Annotated in this window: 14 protein-coding genes and 1 pseudogene; 5 read left to right on the top strand and 10 right to left on the bottom strand. The window is 39.5% G+C overall.

Annotated features, from left to right (window positions below):
• Window positions 1–43: 43 nt before the first annotated feature.
• The gene (locus tag R9C00_29430) at window positions 44–625 is read right to left on the bottom strand and encodes a Pathogenesis-related transcriptional factor and ERF protein (GenBank protein ID WPO35822.1); all 582 of its coding nucleotides are present in this window, start codon (window positions 623–625) and stop codon (window positions 44–46) included.
• A 770-nt stretch (window positions 626–1,395) separates the two neighbouring features.
• On the opposite strand from R9C00_29430, the gene R9C00_29425 reads away from it, so the two are divergent.
• Window positions 1,396–1,767 carry a hypothetical protein gene (locus tag R9C00_29425; protein WPO35821.1) on the top strand — a complete coding sequence of 124 codons (372 nt, stop codon included), beginning with the start codon at window positions 1,396–1,398 and terminating at the stop codon, window positions 1,765–1,767.
• Window positions 1,768–1,805: 38 nt separating this feature from the next.
• Here R9C00_29425 and R9C00_29420 read toward each other — a convergent pair whose 3' ends face one another.
• The 4 genes from R9C00_29420 to R9C00_29405 all read right to left on the bottom strand — a co-directional run bounded on the left by R9C00_29420 (window position 1,806) and on the right by R9C00_29405 (window position 8,605).
• Window positions 1,806–2,270, bottom strand: coding sequence for a hypothetical protein (locus R9C00_29420; GenBank protein ID WPO35820.1), 465 nt, complete (start codon window positions 2,268–2,270; stop codon window positions 1,806–1,808).
• Window positions 2,271–2,549: 279 nt separating this feature from the next.
• The gene (locus R9C00_29415; GenBank protein WPO35819.1) at window positions 2,550–3,674 is read right to left on the bottom strand and encodes a serine hydrolase domain-containing protein; all 1,125 of its coding nucleotides are present in this window, start codon (window positions 3,672–3,674) and stop codon (window positions 2,550–2,552) included.
• A 59-nt stretch (window positions 3,675–3,733) separates the two neighbouring features.
• Window positions 3,734–5,626 (bottom strand): ABC-F family ATP-binding cassette domain-containing protein, encoded by a 1,893-nt coding sequence (locus tag R9C00_29410; protein ID WPO35818.1) that lies wholly within the window; start codon window positions 5,624–5,626, stop codon window positions 3,734–3,736.
• A gap of 348 nt (window positions 5,627–5,974) precedes the next feature.
• Window positions 5,975–8,605 (bottom strand): DUF5686 and carboxypeptidase regulatory-like domain-containing protein, encoded by a 2,631-nt coding sequence (locus R9C00_29405; protein ID WPO35817.1) that lies wholly within the window; start codon window positions 8,603–8,605, stop codon window positions 5,975–5,977.
• 231 nt (window positions 8,606–8,836) lie between these two features.
• Between R9C00_29405 and R9C00_29400 the strand changes: the two genes are divergently transcribed.
• On the top strand, window positions 8,837–11,989 hold the full coding sequence (locus R9C00_29400) for a PAS domain S-box protein (GenBank protein WPO35816.1): 3,153 nt from the start codon (window positions 8,837–8,839) through the stop codon (window positions 11,987–11,989).
• A gap of 219 nt (window positions 11,990–12,208) precedes the next feature.
• Window positions 12,209–12,319, top strand: a pseudogene (locus R9C00_29395) (IS1595 family transposase).
• Window positions 12,320–12,849: 530 nt separating this feature from the next.
• On the opposite strand, the gene R9C00_29390 reads toward R9C00_29395, so the two are convergent.
• From R9C00_29390 to R9C00_29380, 3 genes are read right to left on the bottom strand one after another with little or no spacing between them, the layout of a single operon-like run.
• Complete coding sequence (locus R9C00_29390; protein ID WPO35815.1) at window positions 12,850–13,230, bottom strand: hypothetical protein; 381 nt, start codon at window positions 13,228–13,230, stop codon at window positions 12,850–12,852.
• A gap of 27 nt (window positions 13,231–13,257) precedes the next feature.
• Window positions 13,258–13,707 (bottom strand): lipocalin-like domain-containing protein, encoded by a 450-nt coding sequence (locus R9C00_29385; protein WPO35814.1) that lies wholly within the window; start codon window positions 13,705–13,707, stop codon window positions 13,258–13,260.
• A gap of 7 nt (window positions 13,708–13,714) precedes the next feature.
• Window positions 13,715–19,930: an SDR family NAD(P)-dependent oxidoreductase gene (locus R9C00_29380; protein WPO35813.1), complete on the bottom strand. Its 6,216-nt coding sequence runs from the start codon at window positions 19,928–19,930 to the stop codon at window positions 13,715–13,717.
• Window positions 19,931–20,704: 774 nt separating this feature from the next.
• Here R9C00_29380 and R9C00_29375 point away from each other — a divergent pair.
• Window positions 20,705–20,935 carry a hypothetical protein gene (locus R9C00_29375; protein ID WPO35812.1) on the top strand — a complete coding sequence of 77 codons (231 nt, stop codon included), beginning with the start codon at window positions 20,705–20,707 and terminating at the stop codon, window positions 20,933–20,935.
• A 115-nt stretch (window positions 20,936–21,050) separates the two neighbouring features.
• Here the strand turns inward: R9C00_29375 and R9C00_29370 are convergent, their stop codons facing one another.
• Together R9C00_29370 and R9C00_29365 are read right to left on the bottom strand one after the other, a co-directional pair.
• The gene (locus R9C00_29370; GenBank protein WPO35811.1) at window positions 21,051–22,526 is read right to left on the bottom strand and encodes a gluconokinase; all 1,476 of its coding nucleotides are present in this window, start codon (window positions 22,524–22,526) and stop codon (window positions 21,051–21,053) included.
• 78 nt (window positions 22,527–22,604) lie between these two features.
• Window positions 22,605–23,717 carry a hypothetical protein gene (locus R9C00_29365; GenBank protein ID WPO35810.1) on the bottom strand — a complete coding sequence of 371 codons (1,113 nt, stop codon included), beginning with the start codon at window positions 23,715–23,717 and terminating at the stop codon, window positions 22,605–22,607.
• Window positions 23,718–24,061: 344 nt separating this feature from the next.
• Here R9C00_29365 and R9C00_29360 point away from each other — a divergent pair, with 344 nt between their 5' ends.
• Window positions 24,062–24,643: a sigma-70 family RNA polymerase sigma factor gene (locus tag R9C00_29360; GenBank protein ID WPO35809.1), complete on the top strand. Its 582-nt coding sequence runs from the start codon at window positions 24,062–24,064 to the stop codon at window positions 24,641–24,643.

Genomic DNA, 24,643 nt, shown 5'->3' with positions numbered 1-24,643 from the left:
GTTATTCAGAAGGCTTCGTATGTTAATTAGGTCAAATTCCTAACTAATCTTTTGTTTTGATCTCAGCATTTGCCAACTCCTCGTCGTCCTCATCACCAAACCTGTTCAAACTCTTGGTCTTACCAAATAGCTCTTCAGATTTTTTGTTGTAGGCTTCAGCTGCTTCTTCCGCTGTTTTGAACAAGCCAAGGTCATACCTTGTTTTGCTATCATACAATACAGCACGGAAAGTGTTTTTGCTCACTTTTACCACTCCTCTGTAACCAGTTTTGTTGTTGTGCTTACGCTGGTTTCTCCTTAGCTCAGACATAGTAGCCCACTCTAAGTTTTTGAGGCGGCAATCAAGTGGATTGCTGTTCATGATTCTCACAAACAAACGCTTTTCTGACTCTGGCTTAGGAATAAACTTCTCAGCAATCAGCTTGTGCAGGTAAATAGTGAGGTTTTTGTAGCCATCTTTGTAGGGAAAGTTTCTTTGGAAGAAAACATAACCACTAGAGTGCATTCTTAAATTGTCGAGAAGACCTATAGTCTTATAGTACTCATTCTGTTCTATAAACTCGTAAGCTTCTCCCGAGATTACCACGTAATCATCGGCATTTTTTAGTTTGACTTTGTAAAGCATAATAGATAGTTCGATTGATTGACAATTAATTTAATAGTAAGTAATAGTTGGCGAGACCGAAGCCTCATAGTAGTTTATATATAGTAGTGCGATTGCTTTTTTAGTTTTATTGAAAAAGCTAGTTGCCATTTATAAATACATGCTAGCTTATATTAAAGAAGCTAAAATAACACATTAATTAGAATGTTCTAAGTTTCACCTTAAATATTTGCCTTCATAACAAATTAAACGTATTAAATAGTGCATTGTTTCATTTGATAAGGCATTCTTAAAAAACTCAACTTTATTCGTTGAATTTTCATATTTTAAAGTCAAACCACCCCTAACAAACTTTATCTCATCATAAAATTTGGTATCCTAACACCAACGTATGCTTAATTTTCAATAAAATAGACAACAAATGCAAATCATTTTTGTATCTAGTCACAAGATTCGATATTAGAGAGTTATAAAATTCAGACAGTAATATATCCAATTTGTTATGCTCTACAAAACTTGGAAAGAACATAAGCAAGTGTTAGTAACTGACTGAAGTCATTGTTTTTCATGTTTTTTTCGAAGAAATTATAATACATCTCCATACCCAAATGAGATACTTTTGATCTAAGAGCTTGTTTAATATTTTATCTATTTCGCTGCAAACGCTCATTTATGGGACCTCACAGAAGCGGTCCGCCGCCGCGGTGAACGTTTTCGCTTGAAAACCTAAATTTTAAACATGCCCTAAGCCAAAATGGAAGCATTTCTTTGAACATAAAACAATGTTGAGTATGTCTACCAAAACAATACAACAGCTACATAGCGAGCATACATCATGGCTTCATGAGCTTGACTTCGTACATGATGAGCTAATCTGTCTCAGAGACGAAATTTCAATGGTAAATTGCAAGGCAGGTGACTTAGTTTGCCTCACTAAGTTTGAGTGGTACTTAAAGGTACTTAGTAAGGAGCTAAAAGAATTACTTAAGCTTCGCACAGCAATAAACGAACATGAGGAGTATTTGGCAAAGCAAGCACACAAAGGGCTGCATTTAGAACTTGACCATAGAAAAGAAGAACTAGATATTGTTAAGTTTTTAGAAAACTTTAGGGTATTACGACTAAATATCAAATCTTTCTTAGGGAGAACACTTGCTACCTAAAAAGAGAGACCAAGCTATTTGGCTTGGTCTCTCGTTCATCATAATCTTTTTAGCTGTACTTTTTTCCTTGCACCGTTATTAAATAGCTCTATTTTTTGGCTACTAATTTTATTCGTATCCCAGCCATCAGTATTATTACTTTCACTAGCAGAGAGATTTAACCCGTTACTTTCCCCCTTATATGGGTTCAGCCCATTAATAGATACTTTCCCATCTTGGAGACGCCAACTACCATTGGTTGAATACGCCCCCCCATTCAGGAAGACTTGCCCTCTATCAGAAAAAGTGACATTCAAGCCAGTATAAAGCGAGTCAGTTAAAACATTTCCGAAAGTAGCGGATTCCACTACCCAGTTCCCAATAATATCTTCTATTGCAGTAATTGGTTTAGCATCCACCACTTCTGTAAAACCGTCATCTGGATTTACATCTTCATTGGAGCAGGAGCTAAGCCAAAGCCCTATTAACAAAGTCCCTAAAGTAAGTACAATTATTTTACTCATGTTTGGCTTTTTAAAATGTTAAGGAATTTTTAAGTATGTGGTAGTTATGAGAATCAACCATTTCTAATGGCTAAATGTTAGAACTTATTTTACCCTTAAACTTAAAGACAAGACAAACTCTTTGTCATTTTGGTTGGCAATAACTCTAAATACCTTATTAAGATAATCCAATTTTGAGGAAGGTAGTTCCTGCATAAGGAAAAATGCAGGACAAAAATTAAAAGTAATTTTCTCCTGAGAAATATTACTACAAAAAATGATATGCCAAAGGGCTATAAATTAGTCACCAAAGCCTCTTTCTGCATTTTTAACCAATTGCATAAGTGCTACTGAAAGCTTATTCATATTTGGGGTACTGATATTCCCCATATTGCTCAAGATAATCACAGTGGTTTGCTCTTCTATAAATCTTGCAAAAAAGCCACTATATCCTGAAATATGTCCACTATGAAAAATCAGCTTAGTGCTTTCGTTGGCACTGATACCAATATCGCTAATGCCAACACCGTAGCCGTAGCCATTTTCGTAGGGAAATATCCATTCTTTTCCTTCCGAATAAGGAGTTTGCATCAACTCCATACTTTTAGGACTAAGAATGGTTTGGCGGTTCAAGGCATCGTTCCATTTGAGCAAATCGCCAACTGTGGTATAAATATTCCCTGCTCCAGCCAAGTTCGGCATGTACGTGTAGTTCGCTTGAGAAAACTGCCCACGATAAAGCGTGTAGCCATTTGCCAAGTTGGAAATGATTTCCTGGGGCTTGGGCACTCCCGTATTATTCATTTCCAAAGGAATAAAGATCCGGGATTTCAGCACTTCTCTGTAAGGCTTTCTTTCCACATTTTCTATAACTTTTGCCAGAAGGAAATAGCCCGTGTTATTATAGTTGTACACAGTCCCTGGTTTGGTCTCCAAATCGCCGCTACACAGCTTTTCAACCATCTCGTCTATAGAATAATGATTGCGAAGTGAATCTTCCCACACAAAGGGTATGCTAGTATAATTAGGGAGGCCTGAGCGGTGGGAAAGCAAATGATGGATGGTGATTTTCTTACCCGTGTCTTTTCTGTAATTTGGAATATACGTCGTGATTGGAGCTTTGAGATTGATTTTCCCTTCCTGCTCTAGTTGTAGAATGACAGCAGCAGTAAACTGTTTGCTAATAGAAGCTATATAAAATTTAGTGTTCAAAGAATTAGGGATTTGCCATTCTATATTCGCAAACCCTAAACTCTTTGTATAGACTGGCAGCCCTTTGTGCAAGACCATTACCGTCCCTGAAAACCCGTCGTATTTTTCGAAGTCCTCAAGCAAACTATCAGCATAATAATGAAAATGTTGGGCACTCACTTCCACAGAAAGCGCCATAAAAAGAAGTAGTATGAAGTATAGCTTTTTTTTCATGAACTAAGTACCAGTGCTATTATAAAACGAACTTGATTTTGATAACTATGATGATAATTTTAACCTTCGGCAACTTCAGCTAGCTCTAGCCACCTGTCTGTTTTCTCTTCAATAAGCTTTATTAGCCCAGAGATTTTTTCCGATGCTTCTTGCAACTTATCATGCGGCATCGTCCCGCTACTAATCTCCTCTGTTACCTTTTCTTTTTCCTCTTCCAGCTGCTCTATCTCTTCTCCAAGCGCCTCATATTCTTTCTGTTCTTTGTAAGAAAGCCCTTTTTTCTTCTCTTTCGGCTTTTCTGTTTTAGCAGCCGCCTTTTTCTTAGCCGCCTCCTCTTGTTTAGCTAGCTGCTCTTGCTCCAGTTTGTAGTCCCTGTACTCGGTATACTTCCCGTTGAAATCGGTGATTTTTCCTTCTCCTTCAAAAATGAACAAGTGATCCACCATTTTATCGAGGAAAAACCTATCGTGGGTAACCACTATCAGGCAGCCTGGGAAATTCCCCAAGAAATCTTCCAGCACTTGTAGTGTAGCCAAATCAAGGTCGTTGGTTGGCTCATCCAGTATCAGAAAGTTAGGGTTTTTGAGCAAGACTGTCAACAGGTACAAACGTCTCTTTTCCCCTCCGCTGAGAGTTTCCACTAGTGTATAATGCATTTTGGGCGGAAAAAGGAAAAGGGTAAGAAATTGCCCAGCCGAAATATTGCTACCATCTGCTAGCGTGATGTACTCGGCTATTTCCCTCACTACATCAATTACCCGCTTTTTATCGCTGATATCAATACCTGCTTGCTCGTAATAACCAAAAACAATTGTTTCCCCAGTATCTATGGTCCCACTATCGGGCTGAATCTTCTGGGTCATCAAATTGAGGAAGGTCGATTTCCCCACACCATTCTTCCCAACTATCCCTATTTTCTCTTGCCTTTTGAACACATAGCTGAAGTTATCAACAAGTACTTTGTCACCGTAAGACTTCGAAACATTTTTGGGTTCTAGTATCTTTTTGCCCAATCGGGACATGTTCGTATTGATGGTAACTTCGCCCTCAGGACCTTTCCCAGCAGCTTTATCCTTTAGGTCGTGGAAATTATCAATCCTATATTTTGCCTTTGTCCCCCTTGCTTTGGGCATTCGCCTCATCCATTCCAGCTCAGTTTTCAACAAATTTCTGGCTTTATCAACAGTCTTGGCCTCGTCCGCTTCCCGCTCTGCTTTTTTCTCCAAAAAGAGAGAATAATTCCCTTGATATGTGTAGATCTTTTCGTTGTCTATCTCCACTATCTTGGTACAGATATTATCCAAGAAATAACGGTCGTGAGTAACCAATAGCAAAGTGACATTTTGCTTGGAAAGGAACTCTTCGAGCCATGCAGTCATGTCGAGGTCTAAGTGGTTGGTTGGCTCATCCAAGATCAATAAATCTGGCTCGGCTATAAGCACTCGGCTGAGGGCAAGCCTTTTTTGCTGCCCACCCGAAAGCTTGGCAGCCATATCTTGCAAATGGTAAATCCCCAACTGCCCCAACACCTGCTTCACTTTGGCATCAAAATCCCACGCTTGGTGCTTGTCCATTTGCTCGGTGGCATCTTGAAGGTCTTGTAAATTTGCCTCGCTCGGATCTTCCTCGTACTTTTCCAAGCTGAGGTCATAGCTTTTTACCGCCTTTATCACGGGAGTATCTGCCTCAAAAATATAGTCGGCTACTGTCCAAGTATCTTCAAAAAAAGGCTCTTGCTCCAAAAAGCCAAGAGTGATATCATTATTCACTGCCACGTCACCTTCGTCGGGCGTATCTTTCCCCGTCAAAATCCTCAGCAAGGTAGATTTCCCCGCACCGTTCTTCGCCACCAAGGCAACTTTTTCCCCCTTCCCTATTCCAAAACTGATGTCTTGAAATAATACTCTTTCCCCGTAAGATTTGCCCAGACCCGATATCGACAGATAATTCATGTTGCTCTTCAGTTCAAATTGTGTATTAGCGCAAAGCGCATGATTCACCAAAGGTACTCTGAATGAAGTAAGAAAAGCAAAATGTGAGCTTGGGGATGGGGAAAAATTGTTTCACTAGTAAAAATTATACCTTCTAAAACATCGAATATTTTTATAGTTACGAGTTGCTGGTTTCTAATTCATACCAAAATACCTAACAAGTAAAAAGAGTAAAAACTAATTTCATATGGTGAGCTTTTATAAAAAACAAATTTTAGCCTCCTTCCTCAGAAACCAGTAACCCTAAACCATGATAAAGCTGATATTCAATAGCGATAAACTTTGTTTTAAAGCGTAATGATCCACAGGCTAAAAACTAATCAAATCATCCAAATCGGTGGAAATCCCAATTCTTGCCCCAATTCCCTTGAACTCTGAGCCGTAAAAATTCCCAACCACTTCCACTCGCAAAAACCTGAAAATATTATCGATGCTGTAGCCCACTTCGGTGTAGTGCGGCGAGCTTTCGGTCTTGAGGTAGTTGACCAAAAAGTTTTCCCTCCAGCCCAGCATCCTCACTTCAAAAATTTGCGTAAGCAGCAACTTGCGGAACTGATAATACAAATGGCCCGCCATGTAGTTTTTAGCCGTACTGTAATTATAATAATCGAGCAAACGGAAGCTACCAACTGGGTCGGACTCCTGAAGCACGGTTAGGTTACCCGGAAAATGCTTGTAGTCCATGAAATAGAGTTGGTTGGTATTGAGGAAAGTACCTGCATAAAAATTCATATCCAACCTGCCCTTCACACCAAAGTTCACCCGATGTTTGAAGCCCAGTTCCAGCGCATCAAAATCCACATCGCTATCTGCTATATTTTTAAATCCTTTTCGATAAGAAAGGTTGAATATAGGTGAAGAATAAGGGATAACGGTCTTCTTATTGTTCCTTATCTTGTATTTCAAAAATGGTTGATAATCTATAGAAATATCAAAAGTGAGTGCTTGGTGCGTGGGAAAGCCCGTAGTGTCCAGCTCAATATTCTGCGGCGCATTGGGTGAGTAGGATTTGTCGTCTTTCTTTATCCAAGTCAGGTCTGTATTGTTCACCAGCTCACGCCTGTGCCCCCACTCCACGTTCGTATTTACTTTAATTTCATTTTGGGGCTGGAATAACCAGTTAAGTTTTCCATAATCTTTCTCGTAGATTTTCATATGGTTCTGCTCCCAAAATAGTGTAGCAAAAGAGTTAATAAGCGGGTTGATCGCCCTTGCCCCGTTGAACTGACTCACAAACCTTCCTCCTTCTACCTGGATCTCGTTTATCTTAGTTTTGCTATTGAATTTGTACGCAGCCATTAATTTCCCGCTAAACTGCTCCCTGGAAAAAGCATATCTACCCGTAGCGCCTATTTCAAGCCTTTCATGTCTATTTAACTTCAACTTATAAGTGAGCGGCACATTAAAATTGAAACCTTCCACCGTATTGAAGTTTAAGCTAAGCAAAGGCGATGTATATTCTAACCTTGAGCTATCGCCCAGCTTATAGTTGTTACCAAATAAAACATCCTCAGTGTGGAACCCTTTATGGCTACGCTGTTTCTTTTTAGGACTTTCTTCTCCAGTTTCTTCCTCCTCGGTTTGTACCACTGCCAAACTATCTAACTTTTTATAGCTATTCCGCTCCATATTGTTCAATGGGACGGGGCGAATATTTGCCCAGTAAAGCGAATCATTTTTGTAAGCCATCGAATCGATGGTCATGTTGGTGTTGACGACCACCTCAGGCTCTTCTTTTTGTTCCTCCAGTTCTTTTTCGTATTCTTTAAATACTTTTTTCAGCTCTTTGCGAGTATATTTTTTCTTTTCCTTAAAAACCTCTTCTACGTTTTCATCTGGCAAATCCAGCTTTTCCTCTTGCGCCAGTACCTCGGCCAGTTTCTTTTCCACTTTTTCATCTACCACCACCATTTCCACAGCCAAATCTGGATTAAGCTCAATCTTATAGTCGCTCACCGTAGCGAGGTATTTATATTCCATATCGAAGCCGTAAATAGAGCCATCTACTTCAAACCTGTACGTCACGGGCATCCAAACGGCTTCTTGGATAGGTGCATTAATTTGCTTCATCCTGATTTTAAACCCTTTTATGTAGGTGTAAAGATCGAGGCTATGGATACTCCAAAGATCTTCCATTATATAGATATAACCAGTGAATACATTATCGCCCCTAGAGCGTGGAATTACCCTGATTTTGTTCACTTCTCGCCCTCGGTCTTGGTAAGAACCCATTAGTTTGAATTTGTAATACACAAATGCTTTGGGCGAAAGTGGGGATACGAAGTTTTCGGCAATCATTGGCTCGTAAAAACTTCCATAAATAAATTGGTTAGGCCCTGCCGATTCATTTTCCCCAACCGTCCGGATCGAAATCACATTTTCCGTAAGCTTATTAGGCTGCTCAAATGTCACCTCCGTTACCGATTCCGTTAAAAACACCGTAGAAGAATCTATCCCTTCCTTCTCTAGTTTTTTCCTCAAGAAAAAAGGTGAATCCTTCAGCCTTCCCCCGCCTTTTATATAGACGTTTGCCGTATATTTATCTACCTGCAAAAGGTGGTATTTACTTTTGGCAATCGCCTTCCGCATAATAGTATAGGCAGGATCTTCCCGTTTGGCTGTCACCTCCACTTCTCGGAGCTGGTACACCTGCAAAGGCATGACTATATCCAGCTCTAAAAAATCATTCCCAACCGCCACTTTTTTGCTTACGGTCTCCCGTCCCAAGTATTGAAAAACCAAATCATAGGAACCTGGCTTTAGTTTTATCTCATAAAAACCATCCATATTGGTAGCAGTTCCTGTTTCAAGTTGCTTGATATAGAGCGATGCATAGGGCAAGGGTTGTTTCTCATGGTCATAAATATGACCTCTTATCCCTTGGGAAAAAGCTTGTGACCCTATCAACAAAAAAGTGATGAGAAGTAAGTTGAACTTCATAAAGTAGCAGTGTTTTTTTAATAAAAGTATAGTTAGAGTTCTAGTGGATCTTCTTAAAGAAGATGTAAAAACCTACCCTAAGGTTACAGAATTTATGATAAAATGAGTTCACCCATGATAAGTGGATTGATTAAGCTTTGGTTGGGGACAAAAGTAGGCTCAAAAAAAATAAGGTGAAATGGTAAAAGCAAGAATAAAAATATAGCTTTATAAAAACCTCTGGCTCTTGCAATGCAGATTAAGAAATTACTGAATTGGTTTATCCCTAATATCTACCTTTATGATTTCCGCAAAAGCCTGATGGCGGGAAACATAGTGGCTGCGTCATTATTGTTAGCAGCTACAGGGTTAGTGTATGGTACATTATGCTTACTCAACGGTTTTTTTGTAGGAATGTGGCTCTCCTTTTTTTGTTCTACCACTGTCCTCTCCGCCCTTTTTGTCCTCAAAAAATGGCGGAATTTATTATTCTCAGGCATCATTGTAAATCTTAGCCTCTTTATCATGATCATCGGGATGGGACTGATGACGGGCGGTACCATCTCCCCCTCCTACGTATGGTTTGCTGTTATTCCCGTGGTGGCAGTACTCATCCATGGGCGCAAAGTTGGGATGCTCTGGGGAGCGGCTACGCTTTTTGTTATCGCCCTATTTTTCATGGCAGATTTCACCCACTTGGCCATTCCAAACTTATTGCCCTACAAAATAGGCTCACTCAATTGGAAAACAATGCAGATGCTAAGCATTTTCATGTTTGTGTTTTTCATCCTGCTCATTGGCTTTTTCGCTGACTATATCCATTCGCGTACGGTCGCTACTATGTTTAGCGTACGGGAAACCCTTCGCCAAAAGGTGAAAGAATTGCACAAAACGCAAGAAGGGCTAAGAACATCGGAAGAAGAACTGCGACAAAATACCGAAGAATTACTCGCTATAAACGATGTATTGAAAGCTGCACAGCAAGAATTAAAACTTTCGCTCAGGGCTGAAAAAAGAAGCTCGGAAGCCTTGAAACAAAGTGAATCAGAAATAAGACGGTTGATCGACAATATGAACGAGGGCTTGGTAGCAGTGGATAAAAATGGCAAAATCACTTTTGGCAACCAGAGCCTTTGCAACATGTTCCGAATGAGTCTTACTGATATACTGCATAAAACTCCTGGGGATTTTTTGGATGAGGAAAATCAAAAAATATTTTTTAAGGAATTTTCTTCTAAAAACACGAGAGATGGGCAATCCTACGAAATAGAATGGACTCGGCAAGATGGTAGTAAATTCGCATCTATTGTAGCCCCTCAATCTATGTTTGGAGAAGAAGGGCTCTTTACAGGAAGTGTGGCCGTAATCACAGATATTACCCAACAAAAACAGGTAGAACAAGAGTTAAAAATCAGGGAACAGCGGCTCAAAGGTATTTTTGCCAATGCGGCCGTGGGGATTGGGCTACTTAGCCCTGAAGGAGAATTTATTTTGTCGAATCATGCCCTGAGCGTTATTTCTGGCTACTCGGAAGCTAGCCTGATGAATATGTCGTGGTTCGATCTTTTTGGAGAAGACAAGGAAAAGGAAATTGAAATTGGGGTGGAATGGATGCACAATAAACAAAAAAATTTTTCCCACTCCGAAAAAAAGATTTATACCAAAAATGGGAAGCAGGTCTGGCTTTCTCTTTCCTACACCCCACTCAACGACTCAGAAGGCACGCTCGAAAGTATCTTAATCGTACTGGTTGATATTACCGAACGGAAGCTGGCCGAGCAAGCACTGATAGATAGCGAGAAAAAGTACAGGATGCTGCTTGACAAAGCCAACGAAGCTATTGTAGTTTCGGTAGACAACAAAATAAGAATGCATAACCCAAAGCTGGAAGAAATGACAGGTTACTCTTCCGACGAGCTAAACGGAATGGACATTTCCGAGCTTATCCACCTCGAAGATTGGGAGCAGATAAGCATGAGAAACATAGCCCTGCCCGAGTGCGCCGACGACAACCGCACCTACGGAGTATTTAGGATGATCTCCAAAAATGGAGAGGAAAGGTGGTTTGGAACGGTTACCAACCAGATAGAGTGGGAGGGCGAAATGGCTTACCAGGATTTTATAGAAGATATCCACGACCGGAAAATTGCCGAAGACCAGCTCAAACGCTACGAGGTAATCACTTCTACCGCCAGCGAACTTATGGCGCTTATTAACCAAGAGTATGTCTATACGGCGGTAAACAAAGCCTATGTGCAATTTATAGGCACTGAAGAAGAGAATATCATAGGTAAAACCGCAGAGGAAATTTTTGGGAAAGATGAATTCAAGCATTTCTACAAAGAAAAAATGATCCGCTGTTTCAATGGCGAGGTAGTGGCTTATAGGCGTTGGCAGGAATATCAAGATAGACGAATGTTCATTGATGTGATTTACAAGCCAGTTTTTGAGGAAGATGGCACTGTTTCCAATTTGGTTGTAGTAGCCAAAGATGTTACAAAACTGAAAGAGGCCGAAGATGAACTTTACGAGAAAAATAAGGCACTGAACAGGTCAAACGATGAGCTAAAATCTACTATTGAACAGATAAAAGCGATGCAAAGCCAGATGATCAACTCTGAAAAAATGGCTTCACTGGGACAGCTAACTGCAGGTATAGCCCACGAAATAAACAATCCTGTTAATTTTATTTCGGGAAATATCAGCCCACTTATGCGCGACTTGCAAGAGTTAAAAGAAGGCTTTAAACTCTATGCCGACATCAAAAAAAGCGAGGATAAACCGGCTGCGCTCAAAAACCTCGACGACTACCTTGAAGAAATAGATGCTGAATTTATTTTTGAAGAAATAAATGCGCTGGTTGGAGGAATAAAAGAAGGGGCAAAACGCACCAAAGAAATTGTGATGGGGCTCAGAAATTTCTCTCGCCTCGATGAAGACGACCTGAAAATCGCTGATATAAACGAGGGCATAGAGTCAACACTTACGCTGCTCCACAACCAAGTGAAACACCGCATAGTTATCCACAAGGATTACGGTGAAATCCCCAAAATAGAATGCTACCCAGGCAAGCTCAACCAAGTGTTTATGAATATCTTGAACAATGCACAGCAAGCTATTGCCGGAAAGGGTGAAATAAGCATTAAAACCACCTTGGAAAACGGCCATGTCATTATTTCGATAAAAGATACTGGCAAGGGCATAGGTGAACATGTAAAGCCAAAAGTGTTTGAGCCTTTTTTTACCACTAAAGAAGTTGGAGAAGGTACTGGATTAGGGCTATCCATTTCTTATGGGATTATACAGCAGCACCAAGGGGATATAGACTTTTTGAGCGAGGAAGAACAGGGGACAGAGTTTGTTATAAAACTACCTATAAAACAAAAAGAGAGGAATAATTTCTGAAAAAAACATATTACCCACAAGAGGGGGAGACTTCAAGATGGTAGTATGCTAAGACTTCACGGCGGAGACCGCCAAAAACGTAGTCACAAGACATATAGAGAAAAATGCAACAAGGCTCATCACGATAGGCACTGGAAAACATAATCGTCTCGGAGAAGACATCTGCGAAAAAAATACATATCATGCTCCCGTGGGTACATCCGACGATAGGGAATACCCAAATATCTACAAAACTATCTCGACGAGTTCTGCTATAAGCTCAACAGGAGATATTATGGGGACAAGATTTTTGACAGGAGGATACTCTTGACCTGTAGTACACTTACATGATTTGGTGGTAAGTTTGTGGAGTATCATTTTTTACTTATAACTCGTGGCTTCGAGCATGTTTAAATTTTATCTATTTCGTTGAAAATGCACATTTCATGAACCTCGTTTCGAAATACAATTTTCCACTGAACCTACACTCGGTAGCGCCGCGCCACGGTGGCTGCTATTACAAAATTTTCTTCCTTCACGAGAACCATAAACCGAGCATTTTCGCATGAAAACATAAATTTTAAACAAGCTCTTATCTCGACTTTAGCCATTTGCCAACGGTCAAAAAGCTTTGTTTAAAGCAAAATAAGACATGTTTTATAATTATCAACTTCGTTTTTTCCACTCTTTTAAGAACGAAGTTGATAATTAAATGTGAAAATCCAGTCAATTTGCTTTCTAGGCAATAGTTGGATTTTCAAAAAGGCTAAAGTCGAGCTTATCGCATACCTAAGAAAAAAATCAGCAGACACAAAACCATTGAGAAACTATGCTTCCCAATGGTTTTTATTGTTTGCTAAAAGCAGCTTAAGAAGCAAGCTCTATGATAGTAGCCACTCCTCTGCTTTTTCATAAGTAGAAAATTTATGAACCAAATCAGTATTTGGCATAGCCTGAGTAGCTGAAAGCTCTGCAAATAAGTTTTCCGAGAAAACCCAAGCAAACTTTTGTAAGCCAGCTTTGATCATCTCTGGAAACCAATAACTCTGAGTCCATTCAGCAGCTTTGTTCCAAGGCCCTTTTACATTGGTATTGTCGTTAAGAATCTTTGTACAGTCCAATCCTTGGAAAATCTTGAGAGCCGCCTCTCCTGCTTTGTAAATATCTTCCTCTCTTTGAAACCCTATCCAATTGATATATAAATAATTATTTACATTATCATATTCTACGACGACATTTTTTTGTTCGAATAACTTTTCCATTATGTGATTTTTATTGTGAATATATTATTAAAGCTTACGCCAAGAAATCTTAAATATTATACCTCCAGCCTCAGTAGATATCAAATTAGTTGAAAGGGTCAAAATTGAGCCTTGTAGGCTTGCAAACCTAACCTCCTTACCATTAACCCAGTTTGGAAATAATGACCCTTCAACCTCATGGCTTAACTCCCCTGGCCTAATTTCCTCAAATCGCCCATAATAAGCAATATAAGATTCAAATGCCTTTCCTCTTTCTTCAAGAGTTCCTTGATCGATACCAGGTTTCTCGAACGTCCCTCGTTCTCCCTTAGATACTTGTACACTCATATAACCCGAATCCATGAACATCAACATCCCCTTAGGGTTATCCCCAAAATAATTAACAATGCCTCCATTCTGGTCTTCAAAAACCCAGCTGACAAGCTCCCAAGCTCCTAAAATTCGATCACCAATCTTCTTTTCTATATTTGTTTCCATATTTTATCTATTTTACAAGTTGATATTCAGAAAATTGAATGAGTTTTTTATTAATCAGGTTAGTGATAAATACCGTATCATTCTCCACATAGCGGTGACCACCAGGTCGCTCTATAGTTTCATGGGAAGCTTTTGTTTCCTTGCTCCATAGCTCTATTTGGCTTAGAGAAACCGACTCGTCTTCCATTCCTCTCAATGAAATAATAGGTAGATTAAGTGGCTGTTTATTTTCATATAAATAGCTGCTGATCAAACCTAAATCTGTGCGCATGATTTTTATGAGATCCTGACGTAAATTTTCATCCTTAATTCTATCAGAACTCAAATGAGGAAATCTGCTGATCAATTCTTCCTCTGCCATCTGATCCCTATAGTCTAGCCTATTATAACTAAACAAAGCAGGTGTTGATGAAGTAAACAGGGTAAATGGTTGCTTCTGGGCTCTATTTCTAAGAGTTCTTACTACCTCAAATGCTATCAGACCTCCCATAGAATGTCCAAAGAAAGCAAAAGGGAGACCCTTGCTATGTTCATTTATTTCTGAGGCAATCACCTCCGATATTTGCTTAATATCTGTAAAAGTAGGATCGTTCAGCCTAGCTCCCCTTCCTGGCAACTCAATTGCCCTCAGTTCGATTTTTGGATGTAAATCTTCCCAAGTATCGTAAAGACTACTGCTTCCGCCAGCATCGTGGAAGGCGTATAGATACATTTGGGGAGCTTCTTTGGTCGTATGACTTGTCCACCATTTAGAAGTAGCTATACCTGAGTCTTCTTTCCCAACAAGCTCTTCCATTTGCTTATACACAAAGGCTGCAAATTCGCCCATGGAAGGGTGTTTCCAGAAGTTATTCACTAGCAGTTTCACACCAAAAACCTTATCTAACTGGTTTCTTAGCTGAATAGCCATTAGTGAATCTATGCCGAGCCCCTTGAAAGTGGTACTACTATTTATCAAATCTAATGATGCTTTAGTAATTGAAGCTACTTTTTGCTTAATCAGATGCTCAATACTTGCTAAAGCATCTTCTTCGCTCATTGAAGTAATATCAAGTACGCCATTATCATTCTGACCTGCCTCTGAAGCTTCTAATAAGCTATCAAAATATCCAGTCTCTGCTAGGGAATCATAATACTCAGCTGTTTTTTCAATATCTAGAAGAGTAATGGCAGTTTGAATAGGCCTATGTGAATATATCTTGTCAAAAACCGATACTCCCTCCTTCATATTGAAAGGCTCAAACCCTTCGGCTCTTGCATATTTCTCTAGATCCTCTTCGTTGGCAACCATACCAACATCTTTTATAACTCCCCAGTTAATTGCTGTAGCAGGCAAGTTCACTTTATTTCTGTAATGGGCGAAACAATCGATGAAGGTATTGCTTGCCACATAGCTACCTTGTCCACTTAAACCAAGTAGAGATGATGCAGAGGAGAACATGATAAAGTGCTCTATTGGTAGATCAAGGCTTAGCTTGTGAAGGTTCCATGCCCCTTGCATTTTGGGAGATAGGATTTCAAGAAACTCATCTGTACTCAAATCACTAATGCGATTCGCATTGATAAGACCTGCAGCATGAACAATTCCTCCAACCTGAGGCATTTCATTGTTGATGGTCTCAAAGGTGCTTTCCAATTGTTCAAAATTAGAGACATCGGCTGCATAAACCTTGATGTCTAGCCCACTCTTATTATACTTCTCAATAGCCTCAACAACATTTTTATCAGCTTTTCCACTCCTGCTCAAAAGTGCCAAATGGTTAACACCTTTGTCAATCATCCACTTAATCAGTTCAAAGGCAGCCCCTCTAAAACCGGTCACTACAAAGGTAGATTCTGCATTAAAGCTAACTTCATCCAAGCCTAACGAAGGCAAGCTGTCCTTCACTAACCTTGAAGCAAAAACTTGATCTTCGCGAATTAGCATTTCAGCCTCGGTTTCTTTTGCTGAAAGCAAACTGTATAAGCTATTAATTTCATCCTCTCCTGGGAAATAACTCATATCTACTCGGCAACAGCGGTAATCCGGATGCTCATTGAACAGTACCTTACCAAGCCCCCACATAGGTGCTTGAGCTATATTCAAGCCCGTATTTTTATTCACAAACGGCTGTAAACCATTGGTAAGCACGAAAAGTTTAGGAAGCGAACTCTTATCCAGTTCACTTGATTGGTAAATAGCTTTATGGAGATTGATCAACAGCACACTTCCATCATATTGGATACGTTCTAGGCCACCTGCATCTAAGCTTTCATAACGAATACGGTCATTGAGCGAAGCTGCATGAATAATCCCATCTACCTTGATCTCCCTATTGCTCAATTCATTAAATAGCAGCTCTATACTCTTATTATCCTTAAAATTTACCAAGTAGTGGTTATCATCCAACTGAAGGTATTCAGCTCCAGGCCCTACCTTGATAAGATTGCTACCATCCTCATTAAACAGCTTGCGTAAATTATTCTCCACTCCTAAGTGATCTTCAAATATTACCCAGTTTTGATTCTGAGCCTTTTCTTCAGACAGTTGAAGGTCTACTTTTTTCCAACTTTGGCGGTATAGCCAATCAGCTGTAGCCGATTCGCTTTCATCACTCTTATCATTGTTGATTATAACAGCTTCAAGCATCTCTAAATCAGCTAAGAAATTACCGCTTTCATCGTAAATACGTAAGCTGACTTGCTGCTTAGTTACAGCTTCATTTACCTCTATTGCCTCTTTCATTTCGGCCTCCACAAGCAAACTATCACCTTTTTGGGGTTTGTTAAACCACCTAAACCCTTTCAGTTGGGACAAGAAGGTTGTATAATTCCCTTTAGCCCCTCCTAATTCATGAACAGGAGTGAAAATGGTTTGGAAGCAGCTATCTAAAATAGCAGGGTGAATGAAATATGGGTGGTTGTTTTGGGTAAATAACTGGTCGGGCATTACATGTGCGATTGCCTGCTTGCTATTGACCAATATCCAGTTAACACCTTGAAACAACTGACCATAGCTGATTCCTATAGAATCGGTGACTTTATAAAAGTCATCTTTGTTGATCAGCACATCATTTTTTGAGCGGTTGAGGCTGTACAAATAATCATTTGAAATAATTTCACGGCTACCGCAAATAATCAATGATCCCGTTGCGCTCTCTTGCCATTCGGCACCTTCCTCTTCACTGTATTTAATGAAATAGGTAAACTCTGCACTGCTTTGGCTTTTGCGAACTATTTTTAACTGTGAATCAATAGACCCGTTTTCTATTAAGTGTACTGGAGTCTTAAACTCTAAGCTTTCCACTTGATGGAATCCATTGCCAAAAGCATCTTGCAATGCTGCATATAAAATTTCTAAGTAACTAACCCCTGGTAAGATCGCATTGTCATTTACTTTATGGTCTTTCACAAACGACAGACGCTCGATGCTTAATTTGTTTTCCCAAACAAAGATATCGTCAACACCTGCTAGATGTACCCTACGGCCTAAAAGTGGGTTTTTATCATTACCACCCCCATTATTCTTAAGACTGCTCCTATCTTCCAGCACAAAGGCTTGCTTTTGCATAGGATAAGAAGGTAAGCTCACAAATGGTGCTTTTTCTACAGTATAAAACGACTTCCAATCTATATTGAACCCTTTTTCAAATAATATACCTACGTTGCCCAAGAAAGATATTTTCTCTGGCTTTTCCCTGAAAATAGAGGCAATAGTCGCTACATCTACATCAGCATTTTCTGCACACTCGCTAATAGCATTTGTAAGTACTGGATGTGGACTCATTTCAATAAAAATAGCATGTTCTTCATTCAGCAGTGAGCCTACCACATCTGAAAAACGCACCATTCCCCTCAGGTTTTTAACCCAATAATCTTCCGAAAGCTCCTCACCCGTCATTTCTCTGTTCATTACAGTAGAATAAAAAGGTATATCGTTCTCGTAAGTACTCATTCCTTTTAGCGCATCGCGCAAAGGTTGCATCAAAGGATCCATTTGGGGGGAGTGAGATGCAACATCTACTTTCACTTGTTTGCAGAACAGGCCTTTCTCATCCAAATCTTTCAACACGTCGAGTAATTCTGGCTCATTACCCGCTATTACAGTGGATTTGGGACTGTTGCTTACCGCTACAGAAAGAATGTCTTTATAGTTTGAAACTACCTTATTCGCTTCTTCTTCCGAAAGCTCTGTCACTGCCATTGCTCCTCCAGTGTTGCTCACTGTTTTCATGAGCTTAGAACGGCTGCAGATCACATTTGCTGCATCCGCTAGAGAAATAGCTCCTGAAATATGAGCAGATGCAACTTCTCCCATACTGTGCCCAACTACAGCATCTGGCATAATTCCTTTGCTCATCCAAAGGCGAGCCAAAGCTATTTCCATAGCGAAAAGGAATGGTTGGATAACATTTATTTCCTTTAACCTACCTTCTTCTTTTGTGGCAAACATCTGGTCTTTCAACGACCAATCTACGTGAGGAGCAAATGCTTTTTCGCATTCCTCTATAACTTCTTTAAACACAGGCTCGCTGGCAAACAATTCACGCCCCATACCTACCCATTGGCTTCCTTGGCCTGGGAATACAAAAACTACCTTCTTCTCATTGCTCAGTTTTGCCGGAGTGGCAACCCCTTCTTTAAAAAACTCTTGGAGCTTCGTTACCAACTCATCTCTAGAACTACCCGTAACGCTCAACCTATACTCAAGCCTTGGTTTGTTGATAGCCGAGGCAATACATATTTCTAAAATCTCCTTCTCGGACTTTGCATCTAATATCCTTTTAAAATACGACTGAGCATATTCTTTTAGAGCTACCTCACTCTTTGCAGAAATATTCAGTAGATAATCACCAATCGTATTAGCTTGCTTAATCTCAAGTTGGCCCACTTCTATAGGGACTATATATTCCTCTACTACAATATGGGCATTAGTACCGCCCCACCCAAAAGAGTTTACACCCGCTTTTCTGGATTCATTATCTTTCACCTTCCAATCCGTCAACGTATCGTTAACTTCCAGATTAAGCTCTTCAAATGGGATTTCAGGGTTAGGCTTGTCGAAATGAAGACTCGAAGGAATTTGTTTATTCTTTATTGATAGCAATACTTTTAATAAACCTGCCATCCCAGCAGCACCTTCCAAGTGCCCAATATTTGTTTTAACAGAGCCTATTTTTAGAGGAGTACCATTTCTTCCTTCAGAAAAGAACCCTCCTATTGCTTTTGCTTCATTAGGATCTCCTAATTTTGTACCTGTGCCATGAGCTTCTACATAGTGAACCTCTGATGGAGCGATGCCAGAATTTTTATAAGCTTCTGCCAACATTTCCTTTTGCCCTTTGGTACTAGTAGCTGGCAAATTCACATTATACCCATTGTTATTCACACTACTACCTTTGACCAACGCTATAATATTATCTCCATCCGCTATTGCATCATCCAACTTCTTCAATATAACAACGCCAGCACCTTCACCACGAACAAAGCCATCTGCTTCACTACTAAATGCACTACATTGTCCTTTCTTTGACAACCCACCAAATTTTGCAAGTAACACATATTGATCATGATCCAGAATATGGTTTATACCACCTACTACAGACATTTTTGATTCACCATTATAAATACTCTGACATGCGAGATGTAGGGCTACGAGTGAGGAAGAACAGCCTGTGTCTAGGGTGAGGCTTGGACCGGTAAAACCAAAACTATAGGAAACTCTATTTGCTATAATATTAGTTGACTGCCCTACCGCAGAGTGAGATGTAGTATTAGCGTTTAGGTGCTTACGTACATGTTCAAAATCATTCCAAATATTACCAATGTAAACACCTACTTTCTTTCCTGTAATCTGATCATAAGCCAAACTACTTGATTCAATTGCCTCCCAAGTTAGCTCAAGCATTAATTTTTGAGATGGTGCCATTTCTATTGCCTCTGCTGGGGAAATATTAAATAGCAAAGGATCAAAATGGCCTATATCTTTCAGGAAAGACCCGAACTTTTGGTAAGACCTGTTTGGCGTAGAAGGATCTGGATCATAAAAAAGATCAAGATTCCAGCGGTCTTCTGGCATTTGCTCTACAGTAGTCTGTTCGTTAAGCAGCAACTGCCAAAACTCTTCTAAACTATTGGCTTTAGGAAATCTTCCTGCCATTCCAACAATGGCGATTGGAACCGAATTAGGCAAGATGTTATTATTGCAGTCAACGCCCGTAGGAGTATTTAAGTCGATACTCATTTTGTTATTAGTTTAAAGTTTTATAGATAAAAGATATTGATGGCTGTTAGTCTTGGGGAATTTATAAGGTGGTTACTTTTAATACTGTAAAACAATTTAAACACTCGCTCACAACTATATGCTCTCTAAGGTTCGAGAAATCATTTTTACTTTGAGGTATTTAAATATATTGAAATGCTACGAGAACGGTAGAAAGTTACAAAACTTTAAAAACTTAGCTCTATGTAAGTTTATACGTGGCGATTTTAGATTATTGTTCAGACAGTTATTATTTGGCTAAAGTCTTACATCAATCTTACTTTAGCAAATTTTAAATAGGATTATTTTTACTTTATTCAGGATTATTTTCATTTTTATTAAAATATTTGAATTACACATTATTTATAATAACCACACATTGTTTATATTTAGCGCCATTCCCAGTATAGCACAATGATTTGTTACTCATAGCGCTATGCTGGGGGAAATGCATTGTACACTGCATCTAAACAGCAAGATAAACAACAAAATACCTGATTAATACAGCCTCCTACCAATAGGTAAACACTTTTTCATTGTTTTTCAAAATATTGCATCTTGAATGTGCTTTAATGGGGAATTTCATAAAATATTGACAGTGCTATACTCCATATAGCCCCTATTGCTGGCAATAGGGGAACAAATTTTAATCTTAAAAAAAATACAATGTCAGTAAAAACACTTGCTCCAGTAGCCCTTAACAGGGAAACCTTATGCTGATCACTTATAACTCAGAAACAATTGGTGCTTTATCGATTGGAAGGTTTTATTACCGTTGACTTGGTAAAAGCTGGATCTGAAGAGCTTTTAAAAAGCTTCAAACAAATTGGCGGCTGTTCTAAAATATTGGTGGAAAACTCTAAAACCACTGATTCATGGCACAAGGCCAACGATTGGAATCCAAGAGCTGTAGCAGCAGGGTTAAAAACTATGGGAGTTATTTTATCTGCAGACTTCTTTACTCAACTTTCTTTACAAGGTTTCTAAAAAGTTAGCTCTGGAGCTTTCACTGTTGGTAATTTTCCTAGTGAAACTGAAGCTCATGAATGACTGAAAGGAGAATAGCGGTCATTTTACAACCTTAACTCAATGTAAAGTAGGTTTAAATAGAATGGAAATCATCTTTGAGCTTTCCATACAGACCTCTATACACCTCGAAGTTTTTAGAATACTTTTCTCTGAAGGTTGGGTTAGGGTTAAACTCTCGTGATACTTTAACCAAGTCACTCAAATTACTCAGGTCCGAAATATTCCCTAGTGCATATAAACCAAGGATAGCAGCGCCGATAGCAGAATTTTCATGGCTTTCAGTAATGTTAATTTTTGCCCCCAAAACATCGGCAAGTATCTGCACCCACAAGTCCGAATTGGCAAAACCACCGCTTGCGTAAACTACATCAAGTTTCCCTACATTTTCTTCCAAGGCTTCGGCTACATGCTTGATAGAAAATGCAACTCCTTCTAGCACCGCCCTAGCCATATGGGCAATAGTATGATTAAAGGTGAGTCCAACAAAAGCACTTTTCGCTGCCCCATCCCATATAGGAGCTCTTTCGCCTAGCAAGTAGGGCAAAAAAACCAATCCATTTGCTCCTGGCTCAACACTAGCTGCCAGTTCCATTGCTTTATCCATAGGTTTTTCTACAAACTGTAAAACAGATTGGCAAAACCATTGCAAGGCAATCCCTCCATTGTTGATAGGCCCTCCCGAAATAAAATGATGCTCATTGAGCACATAACTGAATAGCCTTTCTTGATCATCGGCAATTGGCGCTGAGCTAGCTACCCTTATAGCCCCACTTGTACCAATAGTCACCGAAGCTTCGCCTTTTTTCATTGCATTGGCACCTAGGTTTGCCAAGCAGCCATCGCTCGCCCCAACCACAAATGGAGTTGTTTTCCCAATGCCTATGGCATCAGCATACTCTTGTCTCAACCCTTTTAACTGAAAAGTACTGGGGACTGGACGAGAAAGCCTTTCAGAAGTAATGCCTGCTATCTCCAATGCTATTTCGTCCCATTGTAAAGTTGAGTTATTAAATAACCCACTAGCGGAAGCAATAGAATGATCTACCACATATTCTCCAAAAAACTTGAATAAGATATATTCTTTGAGTGAAAGAAAACGAAAGGCATTTTGATGGATCTCTGGTTCGTTTTTCTTCAACCAAACCAACTTGGCTAATGGTGACATTGGGTGAATGGGTGTACCTGTATTTTTATAAATCACATGCCCATTCGCACTTTTTTTAATTTCTTCGGCTTCTTGAATACTTCTGGTATCGGACCAAATAATTGCATTGGTCAGCAGTTTTCCATCTTTATCTACTGCAATTATGCTATGCATAGCACTGCTTACTGATATAGCCATGGGCTGTCGTCCTTCAGCTACCTCACACAAGCTCTTTATCACAGCTGAAAGTACTTCATCAGGAACCTGCTCGCTAATTTGCTGGCTAGGTCTATGCGTACTAATGGGCACATTAGCCACTTTTAATACTTTTCCATCGAGGCTATAGGCTAATGATTTTACACTTGTAGTCCCTAAGTCCAGGCCAATAATATATTCTTTTTTCATCTTCAGTTTAGGTATCAATTCTTTTACCCAAAAGAAAGATTCTTTTCGCTTACATACAAATATGAAAAACCAACTTACCTAAAAAGACGCATTAAAAATTGGCAGAAGCCTCAAGCTTTTGGGATTATCTTTTACATAATTAAGTAAGCCAAACTGGATACCCTTAAGTGAGCGGGTATAATTGAAAATACCGATACCAACACCTGTAAAAGTTCCTTTTGAAATAGTACAAGAACTAACAGCAAGTCCAGTATAATGCCCATCTTCCTCTATCTGTAAATATGCTGGCGCGACAGTTATTCCAGTTATTTCACCACCTCCTACCACAAGAGCCACACTCAAACCTTTTATCTCAGGAGCACCAATACCAACCCCTGCTATTTGAATTCCCGACACCGTATTGCCCGCTCCTAACCCTACACCTGCTACTTGAATACCTGCTAAGGTATTACCCGAACCAAGCCCAATACCCGCTACACTAAGCCCCTTTAGATTTTCCCCGGCACCTAAACCCACCAAAGCAGCTTGAATTCCAACAATATCGCTACTTGAACCCAAACCAATTCCAGCAAAACTAATTCCTTTCAGGCTACCTCCTGCACCCATTCCCAGACCAGCAAGGTTGATTCCTACCATGTCACCCCCACTCCCAAGCCCTATACCTCCAACATTAAAACCTGAAAGATTTCCTCCAGAGCCAGTTCCTATACCTCCAATATTAATTCCGCTCATATTCCCTCCCGAACCCAGACCTACTCCACCTATATTAATACCTGAAAGACTTCCTCCTGTACCAAGCCCAATTCCTCCTACATTGATACCAGCCATATTCCCACCAGCTCCTGCACCTACTATCCCTATACTGATACCGTGCATACTCTGAGATGCCATTACTCCACCACCAATGGAAATACCCCTGACTTCCCCACCACCTGTAAGTGGAAGCCCCACCAAAATCCCACTTGTTTTCCCCAAAAAAGTCTCTTCTTTAGGTGCCCAAATAGTTACATTTACCCCGTTTATCTTTTCTATATTATGATCTGAGAAGTTAAATCTCAATCCGGTGAACTTAGCAGAATTACCAAAACTTATCCCTGCCCCCTTGGTTGGTATGTCAAAACTTTGGGAAAAGCTTAATAGGTGACTAAATTGCAGGACAATGAGCGATATGATAAATACTCGTTTCTTCATAACTTGAATCTTTATTGATTTTTGCTTGCCATCCTAATGACATAGCGAAGAACTCGAGAATACCGTTATTGTGAACAAAGGATTGTATTATAGATATTTGGTTATAATACCATACAAGCGGCTAGCCAATAATTTAGTCCTGTAAAAACCAACATTTTCATAATACCACTTGAAACATTTGGAAGCTTACAAAAACTGGCATCCATAATTCCTATTTGCTTTTTTGAATAGGAGATGTATAAGATAAAAACTAAATTAAACAGACAATTTCTCGTAAAGGGCTGATTGTCTGTAAATAAATACAAACAACAAGTTTACGATTTAAATCTTCAGATAATAAAAGTATGAATTCAGCAAGTAGTAAGGATCAGGAGTTGCTTTTGAAGCTTCAAGGAGGAGATGAAAGTGTGTTAGTATGGCTCTATACCAAAAACAAAAAAGATTTCTTGGGTTGGGCTTATAAGTACTACCAACTGAGAGAAGATGAGGCGGAAGATGTATTCCAAGATGCTATTATCAGTTTTAATGACAATGTAAGACTAGGAAAGCTCACAGAATTAAGCAGCTCTCTAAAAACCTACATTTTTGCCATAGCTAAAAATCTTGTTCTCAAACATCTGCACAAAAGCAAACGGATTGACCTGCATGAAGATGGGACTACCTATGCATTTGATACTTCAGATAGTATTGAGAAAGAAATAGTCTCTTCGGAAAAAGTAGAAATGATAAGAGGAATTTTACAACAAATCAAAGACCCTTGTCACTCTATTTTGAAAATGTTTTATTACAAAAAATATCCCATGGAAGTAATTGCAAGGGAATTGAATTATAAAAATGAAAATGTAGTGAAGTCTCAAAAGCTACGTTGTGTGAATGAACTAAAGAAACTAATCAAACAAAAATATACCAAAGAAGACCTTTTATAA

The sequence above is a fragment of the Flammeovirgaceae bacterium SG7u.111 genome (assembly GCA_034044135.1).
In the GTDB taxonomy this organism is placed as follows: domain Bacteria; phylum Bacteroidota; class Bacteroidia; order Cytophagales; family Flammeovirgaceae.
The sequence above is the reverse complement of the archived record's forward strand: the minus strand, read 5'-3'. Positions and strand labels throughout refer to the sequence as shown.

Coding starts and splice junctions, on each gene's coding strand:
- R9C00_29425 (WPO35821.1), top strand. CDS start 1,396: ATGTCTACCAAAACAATACAACAGCTACATAGCGAGCATACATCATGG.
- R9C00_29400 (WPO35816.1), top strand. CDS start 8,837: ATGCAGATTAAGAAATTACTGAATTGGTTTATCCCTAATATCTACCTT.
- R9C00_29420 (WPO35820.1), bottom strand. CDS start 2,270: ATGAGTAAAATAATTGTACTTACTTTAGGGACTTTGTTAATAGGGCTT.
- R9C00_29415 (WPO35819.1), bottom strand. CDS start 3,674: ATGAAAAAAAAGCTATACTTCATACTACTTCTTTTTATGGCGCTTTCT.
- R9C00_29430 (WPO35822.1), bottom strand. CDS start 625: ATGCTTTACAAAGTCAAACTAAAAAATGCCGATGATTACGTGGTAATC.
- R9C00_29365 (WPO35810.1), bottom strand. CDS start 23,717: ATGAAGAAACGAGTATTTATCATATCGCTCATTGTCCTGCAATTTAGT.
- R9C00_29380 (WPO35813.1), bottom strand. CDS start 19,930: ATGAGTATCGACTTAAATACTCCTACGGGCGTTGACTGCAATAATAAC.
- R9C00_29360 (WPO35809.1), top strand. CDS start 24,062: ATGAATTCAGCAAGTAGTAAGGATCAGGAGTTGCTTTTGAAGCTTCAA.
- R9C00_29370 (WPO35811.1), bottom strand. CDS start 22,526: ATGAAAAAAGAATATATTATTGGCCTGGACTTAGGGACTACAAGTGTA.
- R9C00_29390 (WPO35815.1), bottom strand. CDS start 13,230: ATGGAAAAGTTATTCGAACAAAAAAATGTCGTCGTAGAATATGATAAT.
- R9C00_29385 (WPO35814.1), bottom strand. CDS start 13,707: ATGGAAACAAATATAGAAAAGAAGATTGGTGATCGAATTTTAGGAGCT.
- R9C00_29410 (WPO35818.1), bottom strand. CDS start 5,626: ATGAATTATCTGTCGATATCGGGTCTGGGCAAATCTTACGGGGAAAGA.
- R9C00_29405 (WPO35817.1), bottom strand. CDS start 8,605: ATGAAGTTCAACTTACTTCTCATCACTTTTTTGTTGATAGGGTCACAA.